Source organism: Paenisporosarcina sp. NPDC076907, from assembly GCF_050269735.1.
GTDB lineage: Bacteria > Bacillota > Bacilli > Bacillales_A > Planococcaceae > Paenisporosarcina.
Genome location: NZ_JBNNIX010000005.1, coordinates 184095 through 205709 on the forward strand (window position 1 = coordinate 184095; position 21615 = coordinate 205709).

23 protein-coding genes and 9 tRNA genes are annotated in these 21615 nt (G+C 40.0%); 31 read left to right on the plus strand and 1 reads right to left on the minus strand.

The genetic code is table 11. The features are described from left to right. The first annotated feature begins 9 nt into the window (after nucleotides 1-9). From ACQKEV_RS15260 to ACQKEV_RS15290, 7 genes are all read left to right on the plus strand, one after another. A complete protein-coding gene (locus ACQKEV_RS15260; RefSeq protein ID WP_427447133.1) occupies nucleotides 10-762 on the plus strand; it encodes a hypothetical protein in 753 nt (250 codons plus the stop codon). 108 nt (nucleotides 763-870) lie between these two features. Next, nucleotides 871-1956: a D-alanine--D-alanine ligase gene (locus ACQKEV_RS15265; protein WP_427447132.1), complete on the plus strand. Its 1086-nt coding sequence runs from the start codon at nucleotides 871-873 to the stop codon at nucleotides 1954-1956. A gap of 12 nt (nucleotides 1957-1968) precedes the next feature. Then, nucleotides 1969-3345 (plus strand): UDP-N-acetylmuramoyl-tripeptide--D-alanyl-D-alanine ligase, encoded by a 1377-nt coding sequence (locus tag ACQKEV_RS15270; protein WP_427447129.1) that lies wholly within the window; start codon nucleotides 1969-1971, stop codon nucleotides 3343-3345. 198 nt (nucleotides 3346-3543) lie between these two features. After that, complete coding sequence (locus ACQKEV_RS15275) at nucleotides 3544-4263, plus strand: alpha/beta hydrolase (RefSeq protein WP_427447411.1); 720 nt, start codon at nucleotides 3544-3546, stop codon at nucleotides 4261-4263. 431 nt (nucleotides 4264-4694) lie between these two features. Further along, the gene (locus ACQKEV_RS15280) at nucleotides 4695-6251 is read left to right on the plus strand and encodes a DEAD/DEAH box helicase (RefSeq protein WP_427447128.1); all 1557 of its coding nucleotides are present in this window, start codon (nucleotides 4695-4697) and stop codon (nucleotides 6249-6251) included. Nucleotides 6252-6493: 242 nt separating this feature from the next. Beyond that, nucleotides 6494-6973 carry a PH domain-containing protein gene (locus ACQKEV_RS15285; RefSeq protein ID WP_427447127.1) on the plus strand — a complete coding sequence of 160 codons (480 nt, stop codon included), beginning with the start codon at nucleotides 6494-6496 and terminating at the stop codon, nucleotides 6971-6973. After that, nucleotides 6966-8477 (plus strand): PH domain-containing protein, encoded by a 1512-nt coding sequence (locus ACQKEV_RS15290; protein ID WP_427447126.1) that lies wholly within the window; start codon nucleotides 6966-6968, stop codon nucleotides 8475-8477. The genes ACQKEV_RS15285 and ACQKEV_RS15290 overlap by 8 nt, the downstream gene beginning before the upstream one ends. Nucleotides 8478-8484: 7 nt before the next feature. Here ACQKEV_RS15290 and ACQKEV_RS15295 read toward each other — a convergent pair whose 3' ends face one another. Continuing rightward, nucleotides 8485-9096, minus strand: coding sequence for a rhomboid family intramembrane serine protease (locus tag ACQKEV_RS15295; protein ID WP_427447123.1), 612 nt, complete (start codon nucleotides 9094-9096; stop codon nucleotides 8485-8487). 70 nt (nucleotides 9097-9166) lie between these two features. Between ACQKEV_RS15295 and acpS the strand changes: the two genes are divergently transcribed. The 24 genes from acpS to ACQKEV_RS15415 all read left to right on the plus strand — a co-directional run bounded on the left by acpS (nucleotide 9167) and on the right by ACQKEV_RS15415 (nucleotide 21470). Continuing rightward, nucleotides 9167-9520, plus strand: a complete 354-nt coding sequence (gene acpS, locus ACQKEV_RS15300) for a holo-ACP synthase (RefSeq protein WP_427447121.1) — start codon at nucleotides 9167-9169, stop codon at nucleotides 9518-9520. 57 nt (nucleotides 9521-9577) lie between these two features. Further along, the gene (locus tag ACQKEV_RS15305) at nucleotides 9578-10588 is read left to right on the plus strand and encodes a LolA family protein (protein WP_427447120.1); all 1011 of its coding nucleotides are present in this window, start codon (nucleotides 9578-9580) and stop codon (nucleotides 10586-10588) included. Nucleotides 10589-10629: 41 nt separating this feature from the next. Further along, complete coding sequence (alr, locus tag ACQKEV_RS15310) at nucleotides 10630-11739, plus strand: alanine racemase (protein WP_427447119.1); 1110 nt, start codon at nucleotides 10630-10632, stop codon at nucleotides 11737-11739. Nucleotides 11740-11870: 131 nt separating this feature from the next. Continuing rightward, a complete protein-coding gene (locus ACQKEV_RS15315) occupies nucleotides 11871-12152 on the plus strand; it encodes a transcriptional regulator (RefSeq protein WP_427447118.1) in 282 nt (93 codons plus the stop codon). A gap of 4 nt (nucleotides 12153-12156) precedes the next feature. After that, nucleotides 12157-12507 (plus strand): type II toxin-antitoxin system PemK/MazF family toxin, encoded by a 351-nt coding sequence (locus ACQKEV_RS15320; protein WP_016429759.1) that lies wholly within the window; start codon nucleotides 12157-12159, stop codon nucleotides 12505-12507. A gap of 152 nt (nucleotides 12508-12659) precedes the next feature. Further along, a complete protein-coding gene (locus ACQKEV_RS15325; RefSeq protein ID WP_427447116.1) occupies nucleotides 12660-13490 on the plus strand; it encodes an RsbT co-antagonist protein RsbRA in 831 nt (276 codons plus the stop codon). Further along, nucleotides 13487-13849 (plus strand): STAS domain-containing protein, encoded by a 363-nt coding sequence (locus ACQKEV_RS15330; protein ID WP_016429761.1) that lies wholly within the window; start codon nucleotides 13487-13489, stop codon nucleotides 13847-13849. Before ACQKEV_RS15325 ends, ACQKEV_RS15330 begins: the two co-directional genes overlap by 4 nt. A 2-nt stretch (nucleotides 13850-13851) precedes the next feature. After that, on the plus strand, nucleotides 13852-14253 hold the full coding sequence (locus tag ACQKEV_RS15335) for an anti-sigma regulatory factor (protein WP_269925797.1): 402 nt from the start codon (nucleotides 13852-13854) through the stop codon (nucleotides 14251-14253). A 14-nt stretch (nucleotides 14254-14267) separates the two neighbouring features. Continuing rightward, entirely contained in the window at nucleotides 14268-15272 is a 1005-nt protein-coding gene (locus ACQKEV_RS15340; RefSeq protein WP_427447113.1) for a PP2C family protein-serine/threonine phosphatase, read from the plus strand. Between the two features lie 73 nt (nucleotides 15273-15345). Beyond that, on the plus strand, nucleotides 15346-15675 hold the full coding sequence (locus ACQKEV_RS15345) for an anti-sigma factor antagonist (RefSeq protein ID WP_427447111.1): 330 nt from the start codon (nucleotides 15346-15348) through the stop codon (nucleotides 15673-15675). Between the two features lie 2 nt (nucleotides 15676-15677). Then, entirely contained in the window at nucleotides 15678-16148 is a 471-nt protein-coding gene (gene rsbW, locus ACQKEV_RS15350) for an anti-sigma B factor RsbW (RefSeq protein WP_427447110.1), read from the plus strand. After that, nucleotides 16126-16908: an RNA polymerase sigma factor SigB gene (sigB, locus tag ACQKEV_RS15355; protein ID WP_427447108.1), complete on the plus strand. Its 783-nt coding sequence runs from the start codon at nucleotides 16126-16128 to the stop codon at nucleotides 16906-16908. Before rsbW ends, sigB begins: the two co-directional genes overlap by 23 nt. Further along, nucleotides 16908-17507: a PP2C family serine/threonine-protein phosphatase gene (locus ACQKEV_RS15360; RefSeq protein WP_427447107.1), complete on the plus strand. Its 600-nt coding sequence runs from the start codon at nucleotides 16908-16910 to the stop codon at nucleotides 17505-17507. Before sigB ends, ACQKEV_RS15360 begins: the two co-directional genes overlap by 1 nt. 168 nt (nucleotides 17508-17675) lie before the next feature. Further along, nucleotides 17676-19844 carry a Tex family protein gene (locus ACQKEV_RS15365; RefSeq protein ID WP_427447106.1) on the plus strand — a complete coding sequence of 723 codons (2169 nt, stop codon included), beginning with the start codon at nucleotides 17676-17678 and terminating at the stop codon, nucleotides 19842-19844. A gap of 60 nt (nucleotides 19845-19904) precedes the next feature. Continuing rightward, entirely contained in the window at nucleotides 19905-20360 is a 456-nt protein-coding gene (locus ACQKEV_RS15370; RefSeq protein WP_427447105.1) for a SprT family protein, read from the plus strand. 90 nt (nucleotides 20361-20450) lie between these two features. Beyond that, nucleotides 20451-20525: transfer RNA gene (locus tag ACQKEV_RS15375), tRNA-Asn, on the plus strand. Between the two features lie 5 nt (nucleotides 20526-20530). Further along, nucleotides 20531-20605 (plus strand) — tRNA-Glu (locus ACQKEV_RS15380). A gap of 198 nt (nucleotides 20606-20803) precedes the next feature. Continuing rightward, a tRNA-Met gene (locus tag ACQKEV_RS15385) sits at nucleotides 20804-20880 on the plus strand. A gap of 3 nt (nucleotides 20881-20883) precedes the next feature. Beyond that, nucleotides 20884-20959 (plus strand) — tRNA-Asp (locus tag ACQKEV_RS15390). Nucleotides 20960-20967: 8 nt separating this feature from the next. Beyond that, nucleotides 20968-21042 (plus strand) — tRNA-Gln (locus ACQKEV_RS15395). A gap of 20 nt (nucleotides 21043-21062) precedes the next feature. Further along, nucleotides 21063-21135, plus strand: a tRNA-Lys gene (locus ACQKEV_RS15400). Between the two features lie 62 nt (nucleotides 21136-21197). Continuing rightward, nucleotides 21198-21283 (plus strand) — tRNA-Leu (locus ACQKEV_RS15405). Between the two features lie 10 nt (nucleotides 21284-21293). Further along, nucleotides 21294-21370: transfer RNA gene (locus tag ACQKEV_RS15410), tRNA-Arg, on the plus strand. 26 nt (nucleotides 21371-21396) lie between these two features. Beyond that, a tRNA-Gly gene (locus tag ACQKEV_RS15415) sits at nucleotides 21397-21470 on the plus strand. Nucleotides 21471-21615: the final 145 nt, after the last annotated feature.

The following is a 21615-nucleotide window of genomic DNA, read 5'->3' on the forward strand; positions in this document are numbered from 1 at the left end:
AATGGAGTGATGATAATGGTGAAAAAGGTACGTGATACAGAAGATTATCTTCACCATATTTATATACATATGAACGAGGCAGATCAATTCGTGATCTTCAGCGGTCTTACAATGCAACAATTTGTCCAAAACGCCGGGCCATTGCAACATTTATTGTTACTTAAGCATGAATACGAAGACAGTTCATTTAACATTCATACCCAACTGGAATTCGTACCGGATGAAGAGGTCATGTCGTTTACAAAAGAGTATATGGACAAGCCAACTGATTTGAGATGGATTGATTTTGCGGATGAGCGCAGACTCAATATGTTGACGCCTCAGGAACAAGCAGAACTTTTATATATCGGCCATAAAAAAGAACCGATTCGTTCACCATTTTATTATCAACTCCAAAATCGTTTTGTCTATTTGTCCAATGAAGAAGAAAGTATGACGAAAATTTATTTTCGAGAACTAAATGATTCAATTCATTTGGTCGTTAATATACTAAATCAAGTAGTTCGTGACAAAGAGAGAGGTGCTCCTTTTTGGCGTAGAAAGCAAAAAGAAGGGTATCCTGAGCTGACTTTGGAACAATTTATTGCACATAAACCTTTGATGAAAGAAGGCGTCCTGCTTTCATTATTCAAACTCGAAAAGTCAAAAGCAACATATGATTTAGAAATCCGTTCATTGCCAGAATCGGTCTTCCCCGATGAAATATGGGACGAATTAACTGCAGTCATGAAACATAATCCGGACGAAACCATCCGTTTCTAACCACAATCCCTTGCAAAGATGAGTGCAAGGGATTGTTTTTTGATTAGTGTACGTGGGTAAACATGGTTCATGTTAAAATAACTGTATCCAATACATGGAGGTATTTAAATGAAAAAAAGAATAGGTTTATTATATGGTGGAAAATCCGCTGAACATGAAGTTTCTTTATCGACTGCACGTGCGGTCACAAAAGCTTTAAATTTCAATGAATACGATGTGTTCCCAATATACATTACGCATGAAGGTGAATGGCGTAAGGGTGAGCAGTTAATGGCACCTGTTGATACAATCGAACAATTACAATTCAACAATGGTTCTAATCAAGCATTACCGAATAACATTTCAAGTTTTTTACCTTCCCATCAGGAAAAAGAGGAAGCTGCGCTAGACGTGATTTTCCCGCTTTTACATGGACCGAATGGCGAAGATGGAACAGTACAGGGATTACTTGAAGTAATGAATCTCCCGTACGTCGGCAATGGAGTTCTAGCTTCTTCAGCAGGAATGGATAAAGTGGTTATGAAGCAGCTCTTTGCGATTGCTGGATTGAAACAAGTACCATTCGTTCATTTCATTCGTAAAGAATGGCAAAAAGACCAGGAAATTTTAATCGGAAAAATGGAAAAGGATCTTGAATGGCCTGTATTCGTTAAACCTGCGAACTTGGGTTCAAGTGTAGGTATCAGCAAAGCGTCAACTCGTGAGGAATTAATTGAAGCTGTAGAAATGGCTTTGAAGTATGACCGTAAAATTATCGTGGAACAGGGCATAAAAGCTCGTGAAGTTGAAATGGGTGTACTTGGTAACGACACGCCGAAATGTTCCGTGCCAGGTGAAATTAAACCATTAAAAGAATTCTATGATTATCAAGCAAAATATAAAGATGGCAATACGGCAATGATTATTCCTGCCGAAGTAACAGAAGAAGTGGAGCAGACGATGCAAGATAACGCAATCAAAGCTTTTAAAGTATTGGATTGCGCAGGACTTGTACGAGCTGACTTCTTTGTAACGGATGAAGATGAAGTTCTTATTAATGAAGTGAACACGCTACCAGGTTTCACGCCGTTCAGCATGTTCCCTTTATTATGGCAACACACAGGTGTGAATTACTCTGAACTAATAGATCAGTTAATCGAACTTGCAATCGAAAGACACGCAGAAAAACAACAACTACACTATACAATGGATTGAGTGTGAATTATTTTGAAAAAATCATTACGAACAGTTGCTGAGTGGTTAAATATTAATGACCAGGAAATTTCGGATGTCACGGTCAGTGGCGTATCGATTAATACAAAAACCATTCAACCGGGAGATCTATTCATTCCGTTTAAAGGTGAAAAAGTAAATGGTCATCAATATGTGACCCAAGCATTTGAAAAAGGTGCTTCAGCAGCTCTTTGGCAGAAAGATGAACCAAATCCACCGCTAAACCTGCCTTTGCTTTTTGTGGAAGACAGTGAAAAAGCGTTACAGGAAATGGCACGGGCTTATCGTAAAGACCATCCTGCCACATTTATTGGGATTACGGGATCGAATGGAAAAACATCCACAAAAGATTTGGTAGCTGGTGTACTTTCTCCTTATTTCCGCGTGCAGAAGACGGCTGGGAATTTCAATAATAACCTGGGATTGCCCATCACTATTCTATCTCTGGATGAAGAGACTGAATTCGCTATTCTTGAAATGGGTATGAGTGGTTATGGTGAAATTGAGTTTTTATCCAATTTGGCGCGACCACATCATGTTGCCATTACCAATATTGGTGAAGCACATATGCAAGATTTAGGCTCTCGTGAAGGAATTGCGAAGGCGAAGTTTGAAATTGTTTCCGGGCTACAAGAAGAAGGGTGCTTATTTTATGATGGAGACGAACCATTACTGAAGCCATTCATTAATAAATTCAATGGTGAAAAAGGATCTTCTTCTATTAGAACGGTATCATTTGGGACGGATACGATGAATGACATTTCTGCACAATCAATTCAAGCGACTGAAAACGGCAGTGAATTTGATGTGGCTGGATTAATTGACTCACACTTTATGATTCCGGTTTTAGGTAAGCATCAAGTGAAAAATGCATTGGTCGCAATATTGATTGCCAAAGAAGCGGGCTTAACAAATGAAGAAATCCTAGATTCTTTGAAAAACGTTTCTCTAACAGATATGCGGATGCAAGTTATTCCTGCTAAAAACGGTTCATTATTTATCAACGATGCGTATAACGCAGCACCGACTTCCATGAGCGCCGCTATCACGTTTATCAGAGAAACATCGATACGTCCTGAAAAGTGGCTTGTCCTTGGGGATATGCTGGAGCTCGGTTCTGATGAACAGGCGTATCATGAAGAATTGGCCGAACAAATCAAACCTGAAGATTTTGCAGGAGTCTGCTTATATGGTCCGCGTATGAAGTGGTTATATGAAAAGTTACAAAATGCTTTTGAAGCATCGCGTTTGATTTGGTCTGAATCAGATTATGAACCAATTCGTAATGTGTTAGAGAATCATACTTCTGGAAATTCCATTATTTTAGTAAAAGGGTCACGCGGAATGGCGCTTGAACATGTTATTAATTAAAACTTAGTTCGTTCATGTGGCAAAGCGCAATGTAACCAGTGCATTAATTAATAGGATAATCAAAAGGAAACTCTGCTTAATGGGAGTTTCCTTTTTGTATGGGCATTACTTCAAATGAAGCGTTTGAAAAGTGTCGAACTGGGTAACCCAACAGTATTGAATAAGACATCGTTGGATTTCAAAAGGGGACTGAAAAAAGTGAAAACAGGAGTATTATGCATTCATGGATTTACGGGAGGTCCGTATGAAATCGAGCCTTTTGTGCAATATATTGAAGAGAAAACGGATTGGATTGTTAAAGTCCCTACATTGCCTGGTCATGGTCCTACACTATCATTAACAGAGCTGACGGCCGAAAACTGGATGATGGAAGCTGAACAAGCCCTTAGGTTGTTGCAAAAGGAAGTGGACCGAGTGGTTGTTGTCGGTTTCTCGATGGGTGGATTGATTGCGCTATATTTGGCCATGCGTTACAAAATCAATCGCCTCGTTCTACTCAGTGCAGCTGCAAAATACATTAGTGGTGGACAACTATTAGCAGACGTGAAGGATATTGTAGCGGATGCCGTGAGCGGGAAGCTTTCAACCAATACGTTTTATCATTTATACGAATACAAATTAACTCATACGCCTATTCGAGCAGCAATTGAGTTTTTGCGAATCGTAAAAATGGTCGAGCCTTATTATGAGTCAATCACAGTACCAGTATGTATTGTGCAAGGGAAAAAGGATGGAATTGTCCCATTCACATCAGCACAATATTTGTACGACCGATTGGGTTCGGAAGAGAAGTGCATGGTTACTTCAGAATGCGGCAAACATCTTATTTGCTATAGTGAGGATTGTGACGATTGGTTTGATGAAGTCTTATGTTTTTTGGAAAAGAATGAGAAAACTAATTATTACGACTGTGGCTGATTAATTGCATATCGTCTTTATTCGTGTTAAAGTGATTAGAGCAATGGATACATTTTGTGTAAAGACTCTTCGGTTTTCGATGAAGAGCTCTTTTTTTTGAACATAACGGTTTGTTCAATTTTTTAGGGTAGGATGTTTAGTTTCAAACATCAAATATGTGAACTATCACAATAGCCTCGTTCTCATTAGAACTGAACAAAGGCTACCAACAGGTCACAAGAGACAGCGTGATGCATAACGCTTTGAACATGCTCCCCACTGATCGAACCGCTCGGCAAAAGACCGGGCTTTCCTTTAAATATAAGTCCCCTCTGATAACTCTACAGAGAATTTTAAGTAACGGAAACGTTCCTCGTATAGGCTCGAATTTGCCGCAACTTCATCTGAAAATGTAACCATTTGTCAAATGTAAACAAAAAGGAGATTAAATTTTGACAAATTTTTCAGAATTAAATATTAGCGAATCAACATTAAAATCCGTAAAACGTATGGGTTTTGAAGAAGCAACACCAATCCAAGAAGGTACAATCAAGTTTGCAATGGAAGGCCGCGATATTATCGGTCAAGCACAAACAGGAACTGGTAAAACAGCTGCGTTTGGTATTCCATTGGTAGAAAAGATTGACCCAAAAAATCCTAACATCCAAGGTTTAATTATCGCACCAACTCGTGAATTGGCGATTCAAGTTTCAGAAGAACTTTACAAAATCGGTCAAGACAAACGTGTGAAAATTTTATCTGTATATGGTGGACAAGAAATCGGACGTCAAATCCGTGCATTGAAAAACAACCCACATGTAATCGTCGGTACTCCTGGTCGTATTCTTGACCATATCAACCGTCGTACATTAAAACTAGAAAACGTTCAAACGCTTATTTTAGATGAAGCGGATGAAATGTTAAACATGGGCTTCATTGAAGATATCAACACAATTATGGAAAGTGTACCACCAGAACGTCAAACATTGCTGTTCTCGGCTACAATGCCAACACCAATCCGTAAAATTGCTGAGAAATTCATGAAGACGCCTGAAGTAGTTAAAATTCAATCAAAAGAAATGACAGTAGAAAACATCGAGCAATTTTTCGTTAAATCGCATGAGCGTGAAAAATTCGATATCCTTTCTCGTGTTATTAACGTACACCAACCTGAACTTGCAATTATCTTCGGTCGTACAAAACGTCGCGTTGACGAATTGTCACATGCATTGAGCATCCGTGGTTATTTAGCAGAAGGTATTCATGGTGATTTAAGCCAAGCGAAACGAATGTCAGTTCTTCGTCAATTTAAAGAAAACAAAATTGACATCCTTGTTGCAACAGACGTAGCTGCTCGTGGTCTTGATATCTCTGGTGTTACTCACGTTTATAACTATGACATTCCTCAAGATCCTGAAAGCTATGTACACCGTATCGGTCGTACAGGCCGTGCAGGTAAAAGTGGTGTGGCAGTAACTTTCGTTACTCCACGTGAAATGGGTTACTTACGTATCGTTGAAGAAACAACGAAAAAACGTATGTCTCCACTACGTCCACCAAGCTCTGATGAGGCTCTAATCGGTCAACAACGTTTAGCTGTTGAGTCATTAGCTGAAATGGTAGACAAAAACAATATCGGTGATTACCGTGCATTCGCAACGGAATTACTTGAGAAATATGAAGCAGTTGATGTAATTGCTGCTGCATTGAAATCAATGACACGTGAACCAAGTGATACTCCTGTATCAATTTCTGAAGAACGCCCATTGCCAGCTCGTAAAGAGCGTAGTGGCGGTGGCGGCGGACGCAGCGGCGGCGGTGGCTATAAAGGCAACAACCGTAGCAGTGGCGGCAGATCTTCATCAGGTTCAGGTCGCAGCTCAGAACGTAGCTCGGATCGTGGTCCTTCTCGTCGTACTGGCGGTCGTGACGGAAGTTCTTCTTCATCACGTGAAGGTTCTGCAAGCCGTGGTGGACGTCCACGTACGTCTTCACGTCGTGAAAACTAATTAAATTTCAAATACCACAGTCCTAATGGGCTGTGGTATTTTTTTCTTGATTTCGGATGTCCGAAACGCGAATAGAACCTCCGCGAACGCGAATAGACCGAGTGCGAACGCGAATAGACCTCACAAATCCACGAATAAAAAGACTCAAACCTCAGATAGTCGCCAGGAGTCACCCAAGCTGCTCTTCTTTATGAAACAATTTTACTGTAAAATCGTATGTATAGAAGAAAGTAGGTGTTTACATGAGAAAAGAACCAATAAATCAAATCTCACCGAAAGGATTAAAGGTTTGGAGATTATACGGTTTAATGCATTCAGCAATTATCTGGTTATTGGCGATAGGTGCAGGGGTTTTGAACTGGTGGCTAGAAGGGCCATGGTGGGTAATGATTATTTGTGTCGTACTCCCTATACTTTATACATACATATTTGTTTACTTATTTCCAAAATTACGATGGCTTCGTTGGCGATATGAAGTTCGTGAGCAGGAGATTGAACTTCAGCATGGACTGTTTGTCGTCAAGAGGACGCTAGTGCCGATGGTCCGAGTCCAACATGTAGATACGGAACAAGGTCCGATTTTACGTAGATATGATCTAGCTTCCATTACAATTTCGACTGCCGCTACAAACCACACGATTCCGGCACTTATTACGAGTGAAGCGGATGAGTTAAGAAGTAGGATATCGACACTTGCAAGGGTGGCGGAAGATGATGTCTAACGAACGGTTTAAACTTCATCCAATTTCAGCAGCTGTTAATTTTATGAAAGGTTTAAAGGATTTAATTTTTCCTTTTATCTTCATTTTTGTTGTAAATGGGTTTCAAGGAGATTCCAATGAAGCCGGCCATTGGACAGATTTTATTCCTTATATTGTAGGATTCTTGGTACTCGCATTCGTATTGTCTAGTGGAATCATCAAGTGGAAACGTTTTGTTTACTGGTTTGAAGAAGATGAATTACGGATTGAATACGGGTTGTTTGTAAAGAAGAAACGCTATATTCCTTTTGAACGTATTCAAAGCCTGAACTATACCGAAAGTATTTTGCATCGACCATTTAAGCTTGTCAAAGTTACGATTGAGACAGCCGGCTCTGGCTTAGCTAAAGAAGCTGAAGCAGAATTGACCGCCATTACAAGAGAAAATGCAAAACGGATTGAGACGGAAATGGCGATTGCAAAAAAACGTAAAACGACCACTTTAACAGACGAAACAATATCAATGGAAGATCAAATTCAAGAACCGAATACTACCATCCCGATTTTTAAAATGTCCATGAAGGATTTAATCATTCTGGCTACAACCTCTGGAGGGATTGGTGTTGTTTTCTCCGGGTTAGCCGTGTTCATGTCCCAGTTTTCGGATATTATCCCATACGAGAAGATTTACGATGAGTTTGTCGTGTTCTTGAAATTCGGCTTCTTCATTGTAGCTATCAGTATTTTTGTGTTTTTGATATTTGCATGGATAATCTCAGTCATCCTGACCACCTTAAATTATTATCAATTTACGATTGTACAGGACAATGATCAAATCATCTTAACCCGTGGATTGCTTGAAAAGAAGAAAGTTTCCATTCCCATTGGACGTGTTCAAGGCATTCGCATTGTCGAGAATCCATTGCGTCAATTATTTGGCTATTGTACGGTCATCGTAGAAAGTGCTGGGGGTTCCTTAGAGGATCAGGATAAAAAGATTAGATTGTTTCCTCTTGTGAAGAAAAGTGAAATCATACAACCCCTTAATGAACTATTTGCGGATTTAGACTTTGAACCCGCTTGGACGACTTCACCGAACGTGGCTAAACCATTTTATTATCGTCTGGATTTTTTATGGATGCTTCCAGTAATTGCGGCCGTAAGTTATTTCTACTATCCATATGGATTATTGTCGCTATTGCTGATTCCGGTCGTATTGTTACTTGGGCTATGGCAGCACCATTCCGCTGGTTTTGCCTTACATGGCAATCAGTTGTCATTGCGCTATAGAGGAATTAGTAAATATACGTTCTTCATAGAAAAGAAAAGAATGCAGTCTCTTGAAATGATCCAAAGTCCTTTTCAACAAAGAAAATCCCTTGCTTCAATTGAAACAACGATCAAGTCGGGGATGCTGGGGGCGACGGCGAAAGTCGATCATTTGAAAGTAGAAGATATTGAGAAAGTAATGACGTGGTACGAACCATCTGGACATGAAGTGATAGAAAAAGGACAGCCACATTAAGGCTGTCCTATCTTTTTCTTTTTTTCCAGCTGATGATTCTTTGGGGATGGAAATAGCTTAGTCCAATCAGGAATCCAACAGCCAATCCACTTAAATGAGCTGTTGCGTTAATGTTTGGTGTCAAGAATGTCATGACAATACTGATGACGATAATGGGTAAAATGATTTGGCGAAGTTGGGGTAATGTTTTACGAGCGTAATACACAAGTGCGCCAAAAGCACCCAGCAAACCGTAAATAGCACCGCTAGCTCCAACATGAACATAAGTAGCATCTTGTAATAGGAATGTTGCAAAGGTACCGAATAAACCAGCCATGAAATAAATGGTCAGAAAACGGACTTTTCCTGCAAGCTTTTCAAGTTCAGGTCCAAACAAATACAATGAAAACATGTTGAACAGTAAATGCAATAAGCCTGCATGCAAAAACATCGGTGTAATGAAGCGCCACCATTGACCGTCTGAAATCAGGTAATTTACACCTGCCCCATAATTAAATAGTGCAGTGCCAAGGACTGGGACAAACGAAAGCAAATGAATGATTACATTAAGTGCAATTAAAGTAGAAACCACTGGGTAAAACTTAATGTATTGTGAAAAATTTTCTGTACGACTAAACATGAATTCACCTCGAATTTCTATGGAAGTATTATACCGTGAAAATGGCAATGGTTGAAAGGAGAAGTGTTGCATGATAAAAGGAATTGGTTTGGATGTGACAGAAATAGAACGTATTAAGGCTGCACATATACTTACCCCAAAATTTAAAGCGCGTATTCTCACAGCCAATGAATTGGATCGCTTTACAAAAATGAAAGAGACGAGGCAGCTTGAATTTTTGGCGGGTCGTTTTGCGGCGAAAGAAGCTTTCGCGAAAGCGATGGGGACTGGCATTGGCAAGCATTGCAGCTTTCATGATATTGAAGTGAATTCTAACGAAGACGGTAAACCTGTCCTGTATTTTAAAGGGCAAGAAGTCAACGGCCACGTGAGTATCACACACACAAAACAATTCGCTGCTGCCCAAGTAATATTGGTTGAATAATCCCTGTCCCTCTTTCATAAGATGTCTTAACGGATCGATATGAGAAAGGGTGGATTTATGCGTAGCCGTTTATTTGCAGGAGTAGTTGTACTGTTAATGCTTTTATTAACAGCATGTGGGGCGGAGTCAAAAGAAGATGTGTTGAAGAAGTTGAGTAGTAAATGGGTTGACACGAAAGGGTACGAGTTAGAAGCACAGATGCAAATCAGTACAGGTTCAGAACCACGTCTTTACGAAGTAAGTGTATGGCACACAAAACCAGAATTTTACCGTGTGAAAGTTAGCCAAGCAGAAGAAGATGTTTCACAAACGATTGTTCGAAATAAAGAAGGGGTGTTTGTCATCACTCCGACATTAGGCAAGACTTACAAATTCCAGAGCGATTGGCCGGAAAAAAATAGCCAAGCCTATTTAATCGGGTCACTTGCACAAGATATTAAAGCGGATAAAGAATCAGTCATGACTGAAAACAAAAATTCGTATATCTTTGAAACAAAAACTAGAAACAGTCACCAAAAAATGTTGCCGACTCAACAAATTTTTATTAGCAAGAAAACATTGCTTCCAACAAAAGTATCGATCCTAAACGATCAAAAACAAGAACAAATCTTGATTACTTTTGATAAGATTACGTTAGGGACTTCAAGAAGCGCTTCCGATTACAAAGCGGATATGCCATCTGAGGAAACAACAGAAAATGAAACAGCTAGTAAAGATGCGGAGTTACCTGTATTCCAAACGCATTATCCTACTTTACAGTGGGAAGGCGTAGATAAGCTTGACGAAAAAGTGATTAAAAATGATACAGAAGAACGCGTCATCATGACATATGGCGGGAAAAAAGAGTTTACAATCATTCAATCACCAATTACGAAAAAATCTGTAGACCTAGTACCTGTATTTGCTGCTGGTGACCCAGCTGATCTTGGTTTTGCTATCGGTGCAATTACAGATAAATCAATCAGTTGGGAACAAAATGGCGTACAATTCTTCCTGGCATCCGATTCAATGTCTCGTGAAGAAATGATTACAGTAGCTTCATCCATGACAGCAGGAGATTTAAAATAAGAGCTTTATACTAACTATCGAACCCTAAATGAGGAATGACCATGCAACCAGCTAATTTTTATCGACCAACATTCGCACAAATTGATTTGAATGCCGTACAAATGAATATACTTAATCTGAAGAAACATATTGGACCAGCAGTAGATGTGATCGCGGTAGTAAAAGCAAATGCTTATGGACATGGTGATTTTGAAGTATCGACAGCTGCGGTAAAGGCAGGGGCAAGCATGCTTGCCGTTGCCACACCTGATGAAGCGATTCGTTTGCGGGCAGGTGGCAACGAATCGCCCATTCTTGTGTTGGGTGCATCTCCCCCTTCCTTTGCGGTCACAGCCAGCCAAAATGATATTATGCTTACCGTTTTTCAAACAGATTGGTTTCTTCATATTCCGGCCTTACCCAATATGCTGAAAATACATATTAAAATTGACACTGGCATGGGTAGGTTAGGTGTAACTACGGAATCAGAATTAAGCACGCTTATTCAAACCATCAATCATCGACAAGATGTCATGATTGATGGTGTCTTTACTCATTTTGCAACGGCAGATGAGAAAGAGGTTGACCAGTTTACAAGTCAGTTGGAAAAGTTCAAAACATTTTTGCGTTGCTTTCCTGAAAGACCGCGGTGCATTCATACCGCGAACAGTGCTGCTGCATTAATGCACAAAGACTCTTTATTTGATGCAGTAAGATATGGAATTTCGATGTACGGACTTTCACCATCAGCGCATGTTGAGCAAGGACTTCCGTTTCCATTGGAGAGAGTCATGAGCTTGCATACTGAAGTTGTGCATGTAAAAAAAGTGGTTGCCGGTTCTTCGATCAGTTATGGTGCTACTTACACTGCTGATGAGGATGAGTGGATTGCCACCCTTCCAATTGGGTATGCGGATGGTATGCTTCGAGGGTTAAGTGGACAAGAAGTGTTGATTCAAGGGAAGAGATTTCCAGTCATTGGACGTATCTGTATGGATCAATGCATGGTCCGTCTGAATGGACATGTGTCCATCGGCGAGCCTGTAGTGTTGATTGGAATACAAGGTAATGAACAAGTAAACATTGAAGAATGGGCCCAAAAACTACAGACAATATCGTACGAAATTCCTTGTGTACTGACAAATCGAGTGCCGAGGACATATACGCCATAGTGTTCGACATAAACCGACCAAACTGAAAATATTGTCAGATATTTTCCTTCTTTGTCTTCTCATACCAAGTATTGAATGGTAAGATAGAAAAGTATTGAAAAGAGGGACGGGTTTTGTCGGAGGTGTTGACTGTGAATGAAAAGAGAGAAACAAAGGAAGTTATCGTTAAGCTTCCGCGACAATTTGTGAACAATCTTGATAGACAGAAAGAGCAACAACTGGCTGAGCCAGGAGAGTTTGTTTATATTTCGACAAAAAAAGTGATTAAACATGTTCAACCCAATCTTATACGAGAAGCGATGATCAAGGGCTACGTGGAAATGTCCCATATCAACTTGTCTATTGCAAGCGAGTGTCTGCATTTGGAATACGAAGCGGAGCATACGGTGGAGCGTCTCGTAAGCGGAGGATGAAATCTTGAACGTAAAACGTGGTGACGTTTTTTTTGCTGACTTATCGCCAGTAGTCGGGTCTGAACAAGGTGGAACAAGGCCCGTTCTGGTGATACAAAACGATATCGGGAATCGTTTCAGCCCAACAGTCATCATTGCGGCTATCACGGCGCAAATTCAAAAAGCAAAATTACCAACACATGTAGAAATCAATGCTAAAAAGTATGGGTTTGAACGGGATTCTGTTATTTTGCTTGAACAATTGCGTACGATCGATAAATCGCGGCTGACCGATAAAATTACCCAGCTGGATGATGTACTGATGGAAGAAGTGGATGAGGCGCTTGAAATAAGTCTTGGCCTTGTAAAGTTTTAATCATACATAACATAACGGATGAATGAACATCGTACGCAGCTTCTGCGGACGGTGTTTTTTTGATGCCGATTAAAAAACGTGTGTAGTTGGCTGTTTTCAGATACAATACAAGGTAGGTATGAATTTGATTCGAGGAGGCTTCACCGGACTGTATGAATAAACATATGGCAACATTCATTCAAGATAATTTAGATGAAATATTAATAAAATGGCAAGAAATGATGAAAGACGATTCAGATGAAAAGTTCTTTCAAATTATGTCGCAAGATGTCATCAACAAGACAAGTCGTGAATTTGCGGAGTTAATGATTTCTAATTTGTTTGAAGGCGAAAATAATTATGAAAATCGTTTGAATGAATTTACGAGTAAAGTGGTCCGATTTGGTTGGTCCATCAGCTTTGTCATGAAAGCCATAAACCATTTCGCACAAGTTGTTTATGACATGTTAGAGCAAAATCAAACAATTACAGAACAGAACATGAAAGAATACGTGATGGTATTTGCTGAGTGGATAAATCCAATGCGAGACGGCATTGTTGAAACATACGCAAAGACATGGGAACGTACAGTGCAATTACAAAAAATTGCCTTGCAAGAACTGTCAGCATCCTTGATTCCTGTTTTTGATAAGATTTCGGTAATGCCCCTTGTCGGAACAATCGACACGGAACGTGCAAAATTGATTATGGAAAACTTATTGGATGGTGTTGTAAAACATCGTGCTGAAGTCGTGTTATTAGATATTACAGGTGTACCGGTTGTGGATACAATGGTTGCACATCATATCATTCAGGCAGCAGACGCGGTTCGCTTGGTTGGAGCGAAGTGTATGCTCGTTGGAATTCGTCCGGAAATTGCACAAACAATCGTTACTTTAGGTATTAACTTGAAAGATTTCACAACTACAAGCACATTGCAACGTGGTGTGGAACAAGCTTTAGCATGGACAAATCGCAAAATCGTGGAGGTGGAAGAGGATTGAACTTACGTATCCCAATCTTAAAATTAAAAGACTGTCTGATTGTTTCAATTCAATGGGAGCTTGATGATCAAACTGCGTTACAATTCCAAGAAGATTTACTTACTAAAATGCATGAAACAAGTGCGCGTGGAGTGGTAATCGATTTAACACCAATCGATTTTATTGACTCTTTCATCGCTAAAGTTCTAGGTGATGTCATCAGTATGTCTGGATTAATGGGTGCCAAAGTGGTTATTACAGGAATTCAGCCTGCGGTAGCAATTACACTTATCGAATTGGGAATTCGTTTAGACGATGTTATGACAGCATTAGACTTAGAGAATGGTCTTGAAAAACTCCAACGAGAATTGGAGGCCTAAGTATGGGTTATCGGTCTTCTGTAGAAATTTTAACAGAGTGGGACATTGTTGCTGCTAGACAACTTGGTCGTAACGAGGCAAAGGAAGTTGGCTTTGGTACTGTTGACCAAGCGAGAATCACAACAGCAATCAGTGAACTGGCTCGTAATATTTACTTATATGCGGGAAAAGGTAAAATCGAAATTGAACGTATATCAGAAGGCGGATCATTTGGCATTATTATTATCGCATCAGACGAAGGACCGGGAATTCCCGATGTTCGAAAAGTGATGGAGGATGGCTTCTCCACATCTGGTGGATTAGGTGCTGGTATGCCTGGAGTAAAACGTTTAATGGATGATTTTAAAATAGAAACAGTTTTAGGTGAAGGAACCGTCATTAAAGCGACGAAGTGGATTCGTTAGGAGGTTAGATATAAATGCCTCAAGAAATTGAACGGCAATATAAAGAAATACTCCGACAGTATGTCATGCGTCAAACAGAACAGAATTTATATGCAGGTCAAAATTTCAGCCGTCAACTGATCCAAAAAAACATAGCTCCTGAAGAGGTAATTAGCATACATAAGGCAGCACTTGAAGAAATGTTTCCTGAGTTGCCAATGAATGTATGGCATTCATTTGATCTGCTAATCGAAATGATGATCCGTTATGGGCTTGCTCATGCGGAACATCAAAGCTTGTTGGAACAGCAGGAAGAAATAAAGGTTGAAATGGACTTAGCAGCCAATGTTCAAAAGACATTATTGAAAACAACTGTACCGGAAGTTGCTGGTCTTGAGATTGGTCTTGTCTCTGTTCCGGCTCGAAAAATGAATGGGGATTATATTTATTTTCTCAGCGACGATTTAAAAAACGCTGGTGTTGCAGTTGCTGATGTTATCGGTAAAGGAATTCCTGCGGCACTTTGCATGTCCATGATTAAGTACGGGATGGACAGTTTGCAGGATGCAACGTCCGATCCCAAAAAAGTATTGGATATTATTAATCGTATTGTTGAGAAAAGTGTCGATGACGATATGTTTATCTCTATGTTTTACGGCCGATATAATGTCGAACAATCTGTCTTTACATATGCATCAGCAGGTCACGAACCTGCTCTTTTTTACGATGCTCAAAAAGGGGAGTTTTCTGAACTCCATGCAAAAGGTCTTTTACTGGGTGTCGTACCGAATGTTACGTATGCACAACACGAGGTTAAAATGGAATACGGTGATTTTATCGTAATGATGACGGATGGTGTAACTGAGTGCAGAACAGACGAAGGATTCATTGAACAAGAAATTATCGCTTCTTTGATTCATTCCTTACGTGATGAATCTGCTCAAACTATCGTTGATACTGTGTATAAAGAACTAGAAAAAATGCAAAATTTTGAGCTTCGTGATGATTTTACGCTAGTTATTTTCAAAAAAACGGGCTGATAGGTTTAAAAAAATATCCATGTGGTATTAAGTTAGTACAAGAAAAGATAAGTAGATGGACGGGGTGCAATAGATGAATATTCAGGTAGTAATAAAAGAAGAAGAGAATTTCGTTAAAGGTTTTATTAGTGGGGAAATTGATGCTTTTACCGCACCAATTCTACGAGAAAAATTAGCGACAGTACAACCAAAAGAAGGCTTACAAGCTGAATTGGATATGTCAGACGTATCGTATATGGATAGTACTGGTTTGGGTGTTATTGTTGCGTTCTTCAAGAATATTAACGCCGATAATGGTCATGTTAAGTTAACGGGATTATCGCCTCGTCTAAAGAGATTATTTGATATAACAGGTCTTGGTGAAATTATGCATATTGAGACAGACGATAAAGGTGGAAACTGATCATGAGACCATTTGATTATGTAGAGATTCGTGTACCTGCAAAACCACAATATGTTGGTGTTGCACGTTTAACTATATCTGGATTAGCCAGTCGTATTGGTTTTACATACGATGATATCGAAGATTTGAAAATTGCTTCTTCTGAAGCAATTACAAATGCTGTACAACATGCTTACGCTGGAGAAGATGAAGGCGAAGTAGTGGTAGGTTGTGCACTTTATCCGGATAAGATTGAAATCATGGTAGCTGACCATGGGAAAAGCTTTAACTTTGAAGAAACTAAAGCCAAAGTTGGACCTTACCATGAACAACAGGAAGTTCAGTTTTTACGCGAAGGTGGACTTGGCCTGTATTTAATAGAAACATTAATGGATGAAGTAAAAGTCCACCACCAAGAAGGCGTAACCGTCTTTATGACAAAATATGTCGGAGAAGAGCAGGTGGAAGAGAATGTCGAAACTATCTCCTCCTAATCATCAAACCAAAGAACAAATTCTTGAGTGGATTAAAGCTTATCAAGAGTCTGAAGATGAAGAGGCTCAAACCAATTTGGTATTAAATTACCAAAGATTAGTTGAATCTATCGCTCGAAAATATTCTAACGGGAAATCGTACCACGAAGATATCGTTCAAGTTGGTATGTTAGGTTTACTTGGTGCGATTCGTCGATACGACCCTGAGTTTGGGAGAACGTTTGAAGCCTTCGCAGTTCCGACAATCATCGGTGAAATCAAACGTTTTCTTCGTGATAAAACGTGGGCAGTCCATGTTCCTCGTCGTATAAAAGAGCTGGGGCCACGAATTAAATCTGCTGTTGAAACATTAACCACAGAACTTCAACGCTCACCTAAAGTTGTTGAAATTGCTGAATATCTCGAAGTAGAAGAAGATGATGTATTAGAAGCAATGGAAATGGGTAAAAGCTACCAAGCTCTTTCGATGGACCATTCCCTTGAGTCTGATTCGGATGGAAGTAGCATTACTCTATTTGACGTTATTGGTCAGCAAGACGATGGGTATGAAAAAACAGATCAGCGTATGTTAGTGGCAAATGCACTCAGTGTCCTTTCCGAAAGGGAGAAACAAGTCATCCAGTTTACATATATTGATCAGCTAAGCCAAAAAGAAGCCGGCGACAAACTAGGTATTTCCCAAATGCATGTTTCCCGATTACAACGTAAAGCCATCAAAAAGTTACAAGATGCTATTCTTGCAGCAGGTGGCGTATCGTAATGCGCTCGATAAGGCATCCGTATATAGAAGTATTCGTCTATCAGGAAGCAAAAGAAGGAAACAATGAATCGGGAGATACGTATTTCACGTATATGAATGAAGAGTACTTTTTATGTGCCATTGCTGATGGCTTAGGCAATGGTCCAATTGCTAGGCAATCATCTGAAATCATACCTATGATTTTGACGGAATATCATCATGAAACAATTGATGAACTTTTGTTGAGATGCAATGAACTAATGTTCCAAAAACGTGGTGCTGCTGTGGCCATTGTAAAAGTTGATTTTTCAGCTAAGAAGATTGCTTATAGCTGTGTTGGAAACATCAAGTTTTATATGACTAGAAAAGACGATGATAAAATGATTTATCCATTACCAGTAATGGGCTATTTATCTGGAAGACCTACAAAACTTCGAACTCAAAGCTATTCATATAAACCAGGTGATTTATTCTTGTTCCATTCCGATGGTGTCGTCTTAGGAAATCCTAAGAGCACGATGAGAAATAGTTCAGGTGCTTATGACTTGCATCAAACATTAATCGAAACAATTGAACATGGTGATGATGCAACATTTATCGCAGGTAGCCTACTCCAATAAACTGGAGTGGGTTTTTTTGTGTTCTAAAAGATGGAGCACTCGCCATTTAACTTCTGAATGCTTTTGCATAGTTCCACATTTCAATGTGTCAGGTTAAGGAAGCGCAAGCGCTTTCTGGTTGGCTTGTGTTAAAATATATTGGTGTAAAGCGAAAGGATGATAAGTCACATGGACGCTAAACAAATGATGCAACGAATCGCTAAAGAAACAAATGTAAGACCTGCGCAAGCCCAACAAGTTATTGATTTGCTAGAAGAAGGAAATACGGTTCCTTTCATTGCACGATACCGAAAAGAAGCAACAGGCTCGTTGGATGAAGTGCAAATTAAAGCGGTTGAAGATCGATATCGTTACATACAACAACTAGAACAACGAAAAGAAGAAGTGATACGCTTAATCGACGAACAAGGGAAGTTAACGGATGAATTGTCCCAAGCGATACAAGCTGCTACTGTCCTTCAAAGACTTGAAGATTTATATCGACCATATAAGCAAAAACGCAGAACGAAAGCGACTATCGCAAAAGAAAAAGGATTAGAACCATTAGCCGCTCTTTTATTAAAATATTCTCAAACACAACCTGAAGATCTTGCGAAAGATTTCATCAATGAAGAAAAAGAAGTCTCGACTGTAGAAGAAGCTTTGCAAGGTGCTCGAGATATTTTAGCTGAACAATTTGCGGATGACGCAAAAATCCGTGAAAAGATTCGAAACTTATCACGCGCGGAAGGATCAATTGTATCCACGGTGAAAAAACAGGAAGCCGATGAGAAAAGTGTGTTTGAAATGTATTATGACTACACGGAACCTGTTAAAAAAATCGTTCCACATCGTGTGCTTGCACTGAACCGTGGTGAAAAAGAAGATATTTTGAAGATTAATTTACTAACACCTGTAGACCGAATTGTAAGTGTCATGCGGGATGAATGGATTCCAACCCACAGTTCTTCACCAAGTATTGGCCAGGTGACTGAAGCGATTGAGGATTCATATAAACGTCTGATTGCTCCTTCAGTCGAGAGGGAAATTCGTACCGAGCTAACAGAGAAGGGTGAAACACAAGCCATTCATATTTTCTCGGAAAACTTGAGAAACCTTTTACTTCAACCGCCATTAAAAGGCAAAGTCGTTCTTGGAGTAGACCCAGCGTATCGTACAGGTTGTAAGTTAGCAGTCGTTGAGGATACTGGTAAGCTTCAAGAAGTTTCTGTGATTTATCCTCATCCGCCGAAAGCGAATCCAGAAGCGTCTAAGAAAACAATTTTAGAGGTGTTGAAAAAATATCCGATTTCAATTGTTGCCATAGGTAACGGAACAGCATCCCGTGAGACAGAGCAATTCATTGCAGAATGTTTGAAAGAAGCAGATCGTGAAATTGCATATGTCATCGTGAATGAAGCGGGAGCCAGTGTGTACTCAGCATCAGACACTGCACGTGCTGAATTCCCTCATCTTCAAGTTGAACAACGCAGTGCGGTTTCAATTGCACGAAGACTTCAGGATCCGCTTTCTGAGCTAGTGAAAATTGAACCGAAAGCGGTAGGGGTTGGTCAATATCAACACGACGTCTCTCAAAAGAAACTAAACGAATCATTGACATTTATAGTGGAAACCGCTGTTAACCAAGTAGGTGTTAACATAAATACGGCTTCTGCATCGTTATTACAATATGTTTCGGGTCTCTCGAAAACCGTAGCTGAAAATGTCATTATCATGCGAAATGAAAACGGCAAATTCACTTCACGTGCACAGTTGAAGAAAATCCCGCGTCTTGGTGCTAAAACTTATGAGCAAGCTATTGGGTTTTTAAGGATTCCTGAAGCGAAAAATCCATTTGACGCAACGGGTATCCATCCAGAAAGTTATCAAAGTGCTGAAGAAGTACTGAAAACAGCTGGATTATCTAAAGCGCAAATCGGTACGAAAGATGCAGAACTCGCACTTAATGAAATAGATTTGAAAGAGCTAAGCGAAAGATTGGATATTGGAGAAATCACGTTGAAAGATATCGTGGATACGTTGAAAAAACCGACACGTGACCCACGTGATCAATTCCCTCAACCATTATTGAAGACGGACGTTCTTCAAATGGAAGACTTGGCAAGTGGTATGGAATTGCAAGGAACAGTTCGTAATGTAGTAGATTTCGGTGCATTTGTAGACATCGGAGTAAAACAAGATGGACTCGTGCATATTTCCAAATTGAAAAAAGGTTTCGTCAAACACCCTCTTGATGTCGTTGCACTAGGAGACATTGTGACTGTTTGGGTGGAACAAGTCGAAAAAACAAAAGGACGCATTTCATTAACGATGCTTCCGCCAGTAAAACAAAACTAAATGGAACCTGCCTATCGGTAACCGATAGGTGGGTTCTAATGTATTCAAAGGATGAGTGGCATGACAAACGAAGAACTTCAACAACTGGTCATATATATTTCGGAAACTGTTTTTCATAAACCTTTTAAACATGAAGCGTATTTTAACAGTCGCCTCAAGACAACAGGTGGCCGATACATGTTGCAGACACATCATATTCAAATCAATCCAAAATCATTAGAACTACATGGTCGTGATGAACTTGAAGGAATCATCCGCCATGAATTATGCCATTACCATTTACATATAGAAGGAAAAGGCTACAAACATCGTGATAAAGAATTTAAAGATTTATTGAAAGTGACTAAATCTCCAAGGTTTTGTGCAAACTTAGGGTCGGTGAAAAGAAAGAAAAAAGAAAGCCAACATGTCTATGGCTGCATCTCTTGTGGTTTATTATATAGACGGAAAATTCGTTTAAATACTAACAAATACAGGTGTGGCAAGTGTTCTGGGCGATTATTAAAAGTTGAATAATATTTGTTTGGAGAAAATGGTCAAAAGTGGTTGACGTGGAAGAAGTACCTCCCTATAATAAGAAAAGTCGATTAGTTACATAACATTTATTCCGAAGTAGCTCAGTGGTAGAGCAATCGACTGTTAATCGATTGGTCGTAGGTTCGAGTCCTACCTTCGGAGCCATTATCGGCCCCTTGGTCAAGCGGTTAAGACACCGCCCTTTCACGGCGGTAACACGGGTTCGAATCCCGTAGGGGTCACCAATCATTTTATAAACAAACTATGTTATACTCAATGCAGTTCTTTCTTATAGAATAGTACAAGCCTCTATAAAGAAATCGCGAGGGTGTAGCAAATCGCCAAACGAAGATGGCGATTAACATCGAAGCAGGCGAAAGCCGATGCAGATGTCACACTTACTATAAGCGTAGAAGTAATTATGTTTATAACAATAATATTATCGCGGGGTGGAGCAGCACGGTAGCTCGTTGGGCTCATAACCCAAAGGTCGCAGGTTCAAATCCTGCCCCCGCAACCAAATGGTCCCGTGGTGTAGCGGTTAACATGCCTGCCTGTCACGCAGGAGATCGCGGGTTCGATTCCCGTCGGGACCGCCATTTTTTATTGGGGTATAGCCAAGCGGTAAGGCAACGGATTTTGATTCCGTCACGCCCTGGTTCGAATCCAGGTACCCCAGCCAATATGTTTTTCTAAGTTTGCGAGCCATTAGCTCAGTTGGTAGAGCATCTGACTTTTAATCAGAGGGTCGTAGGTTCGAATCCTACATGGCTCATAATTTTGTTGTTGACTTCTTGAATTAACGTGATATACTAAATCTTGTCGTTAAAACATCAAGCGGTCGTGGCGGAATGGCAGACGCGCTAGGTTGAGGGCCTAGTGGGAGAAATCCCGTGGAAGTTCGACTCTTCTCGGCCGCACCAAAAATTCTATGCGCCCGTAGCTCAATTGGATAGAGCGTCTGACTACGGATCAGAAGGTTGTGGGTTCGACTCCTGCCGGGCGCGCCAAATTACCTTCTATATAATATAATAATGCGGGTGTAGTTTAGTGGTAAAACCTCAGCCTTCCAAGCTGATGATGAGGGTTCGATTCCCTTCACCCGCTCCATATAATTTACCTAATGAACCTTGAAAACTGAACAGCAAAACGTCAACTAATAAGCGGAACGCACTTCGGTGCCGGAAGCAAAACTTGAACTTAAACGTTCATTATAAACGTCATTAATTTGACGCCAGCAACAAAGTCGAGCTAA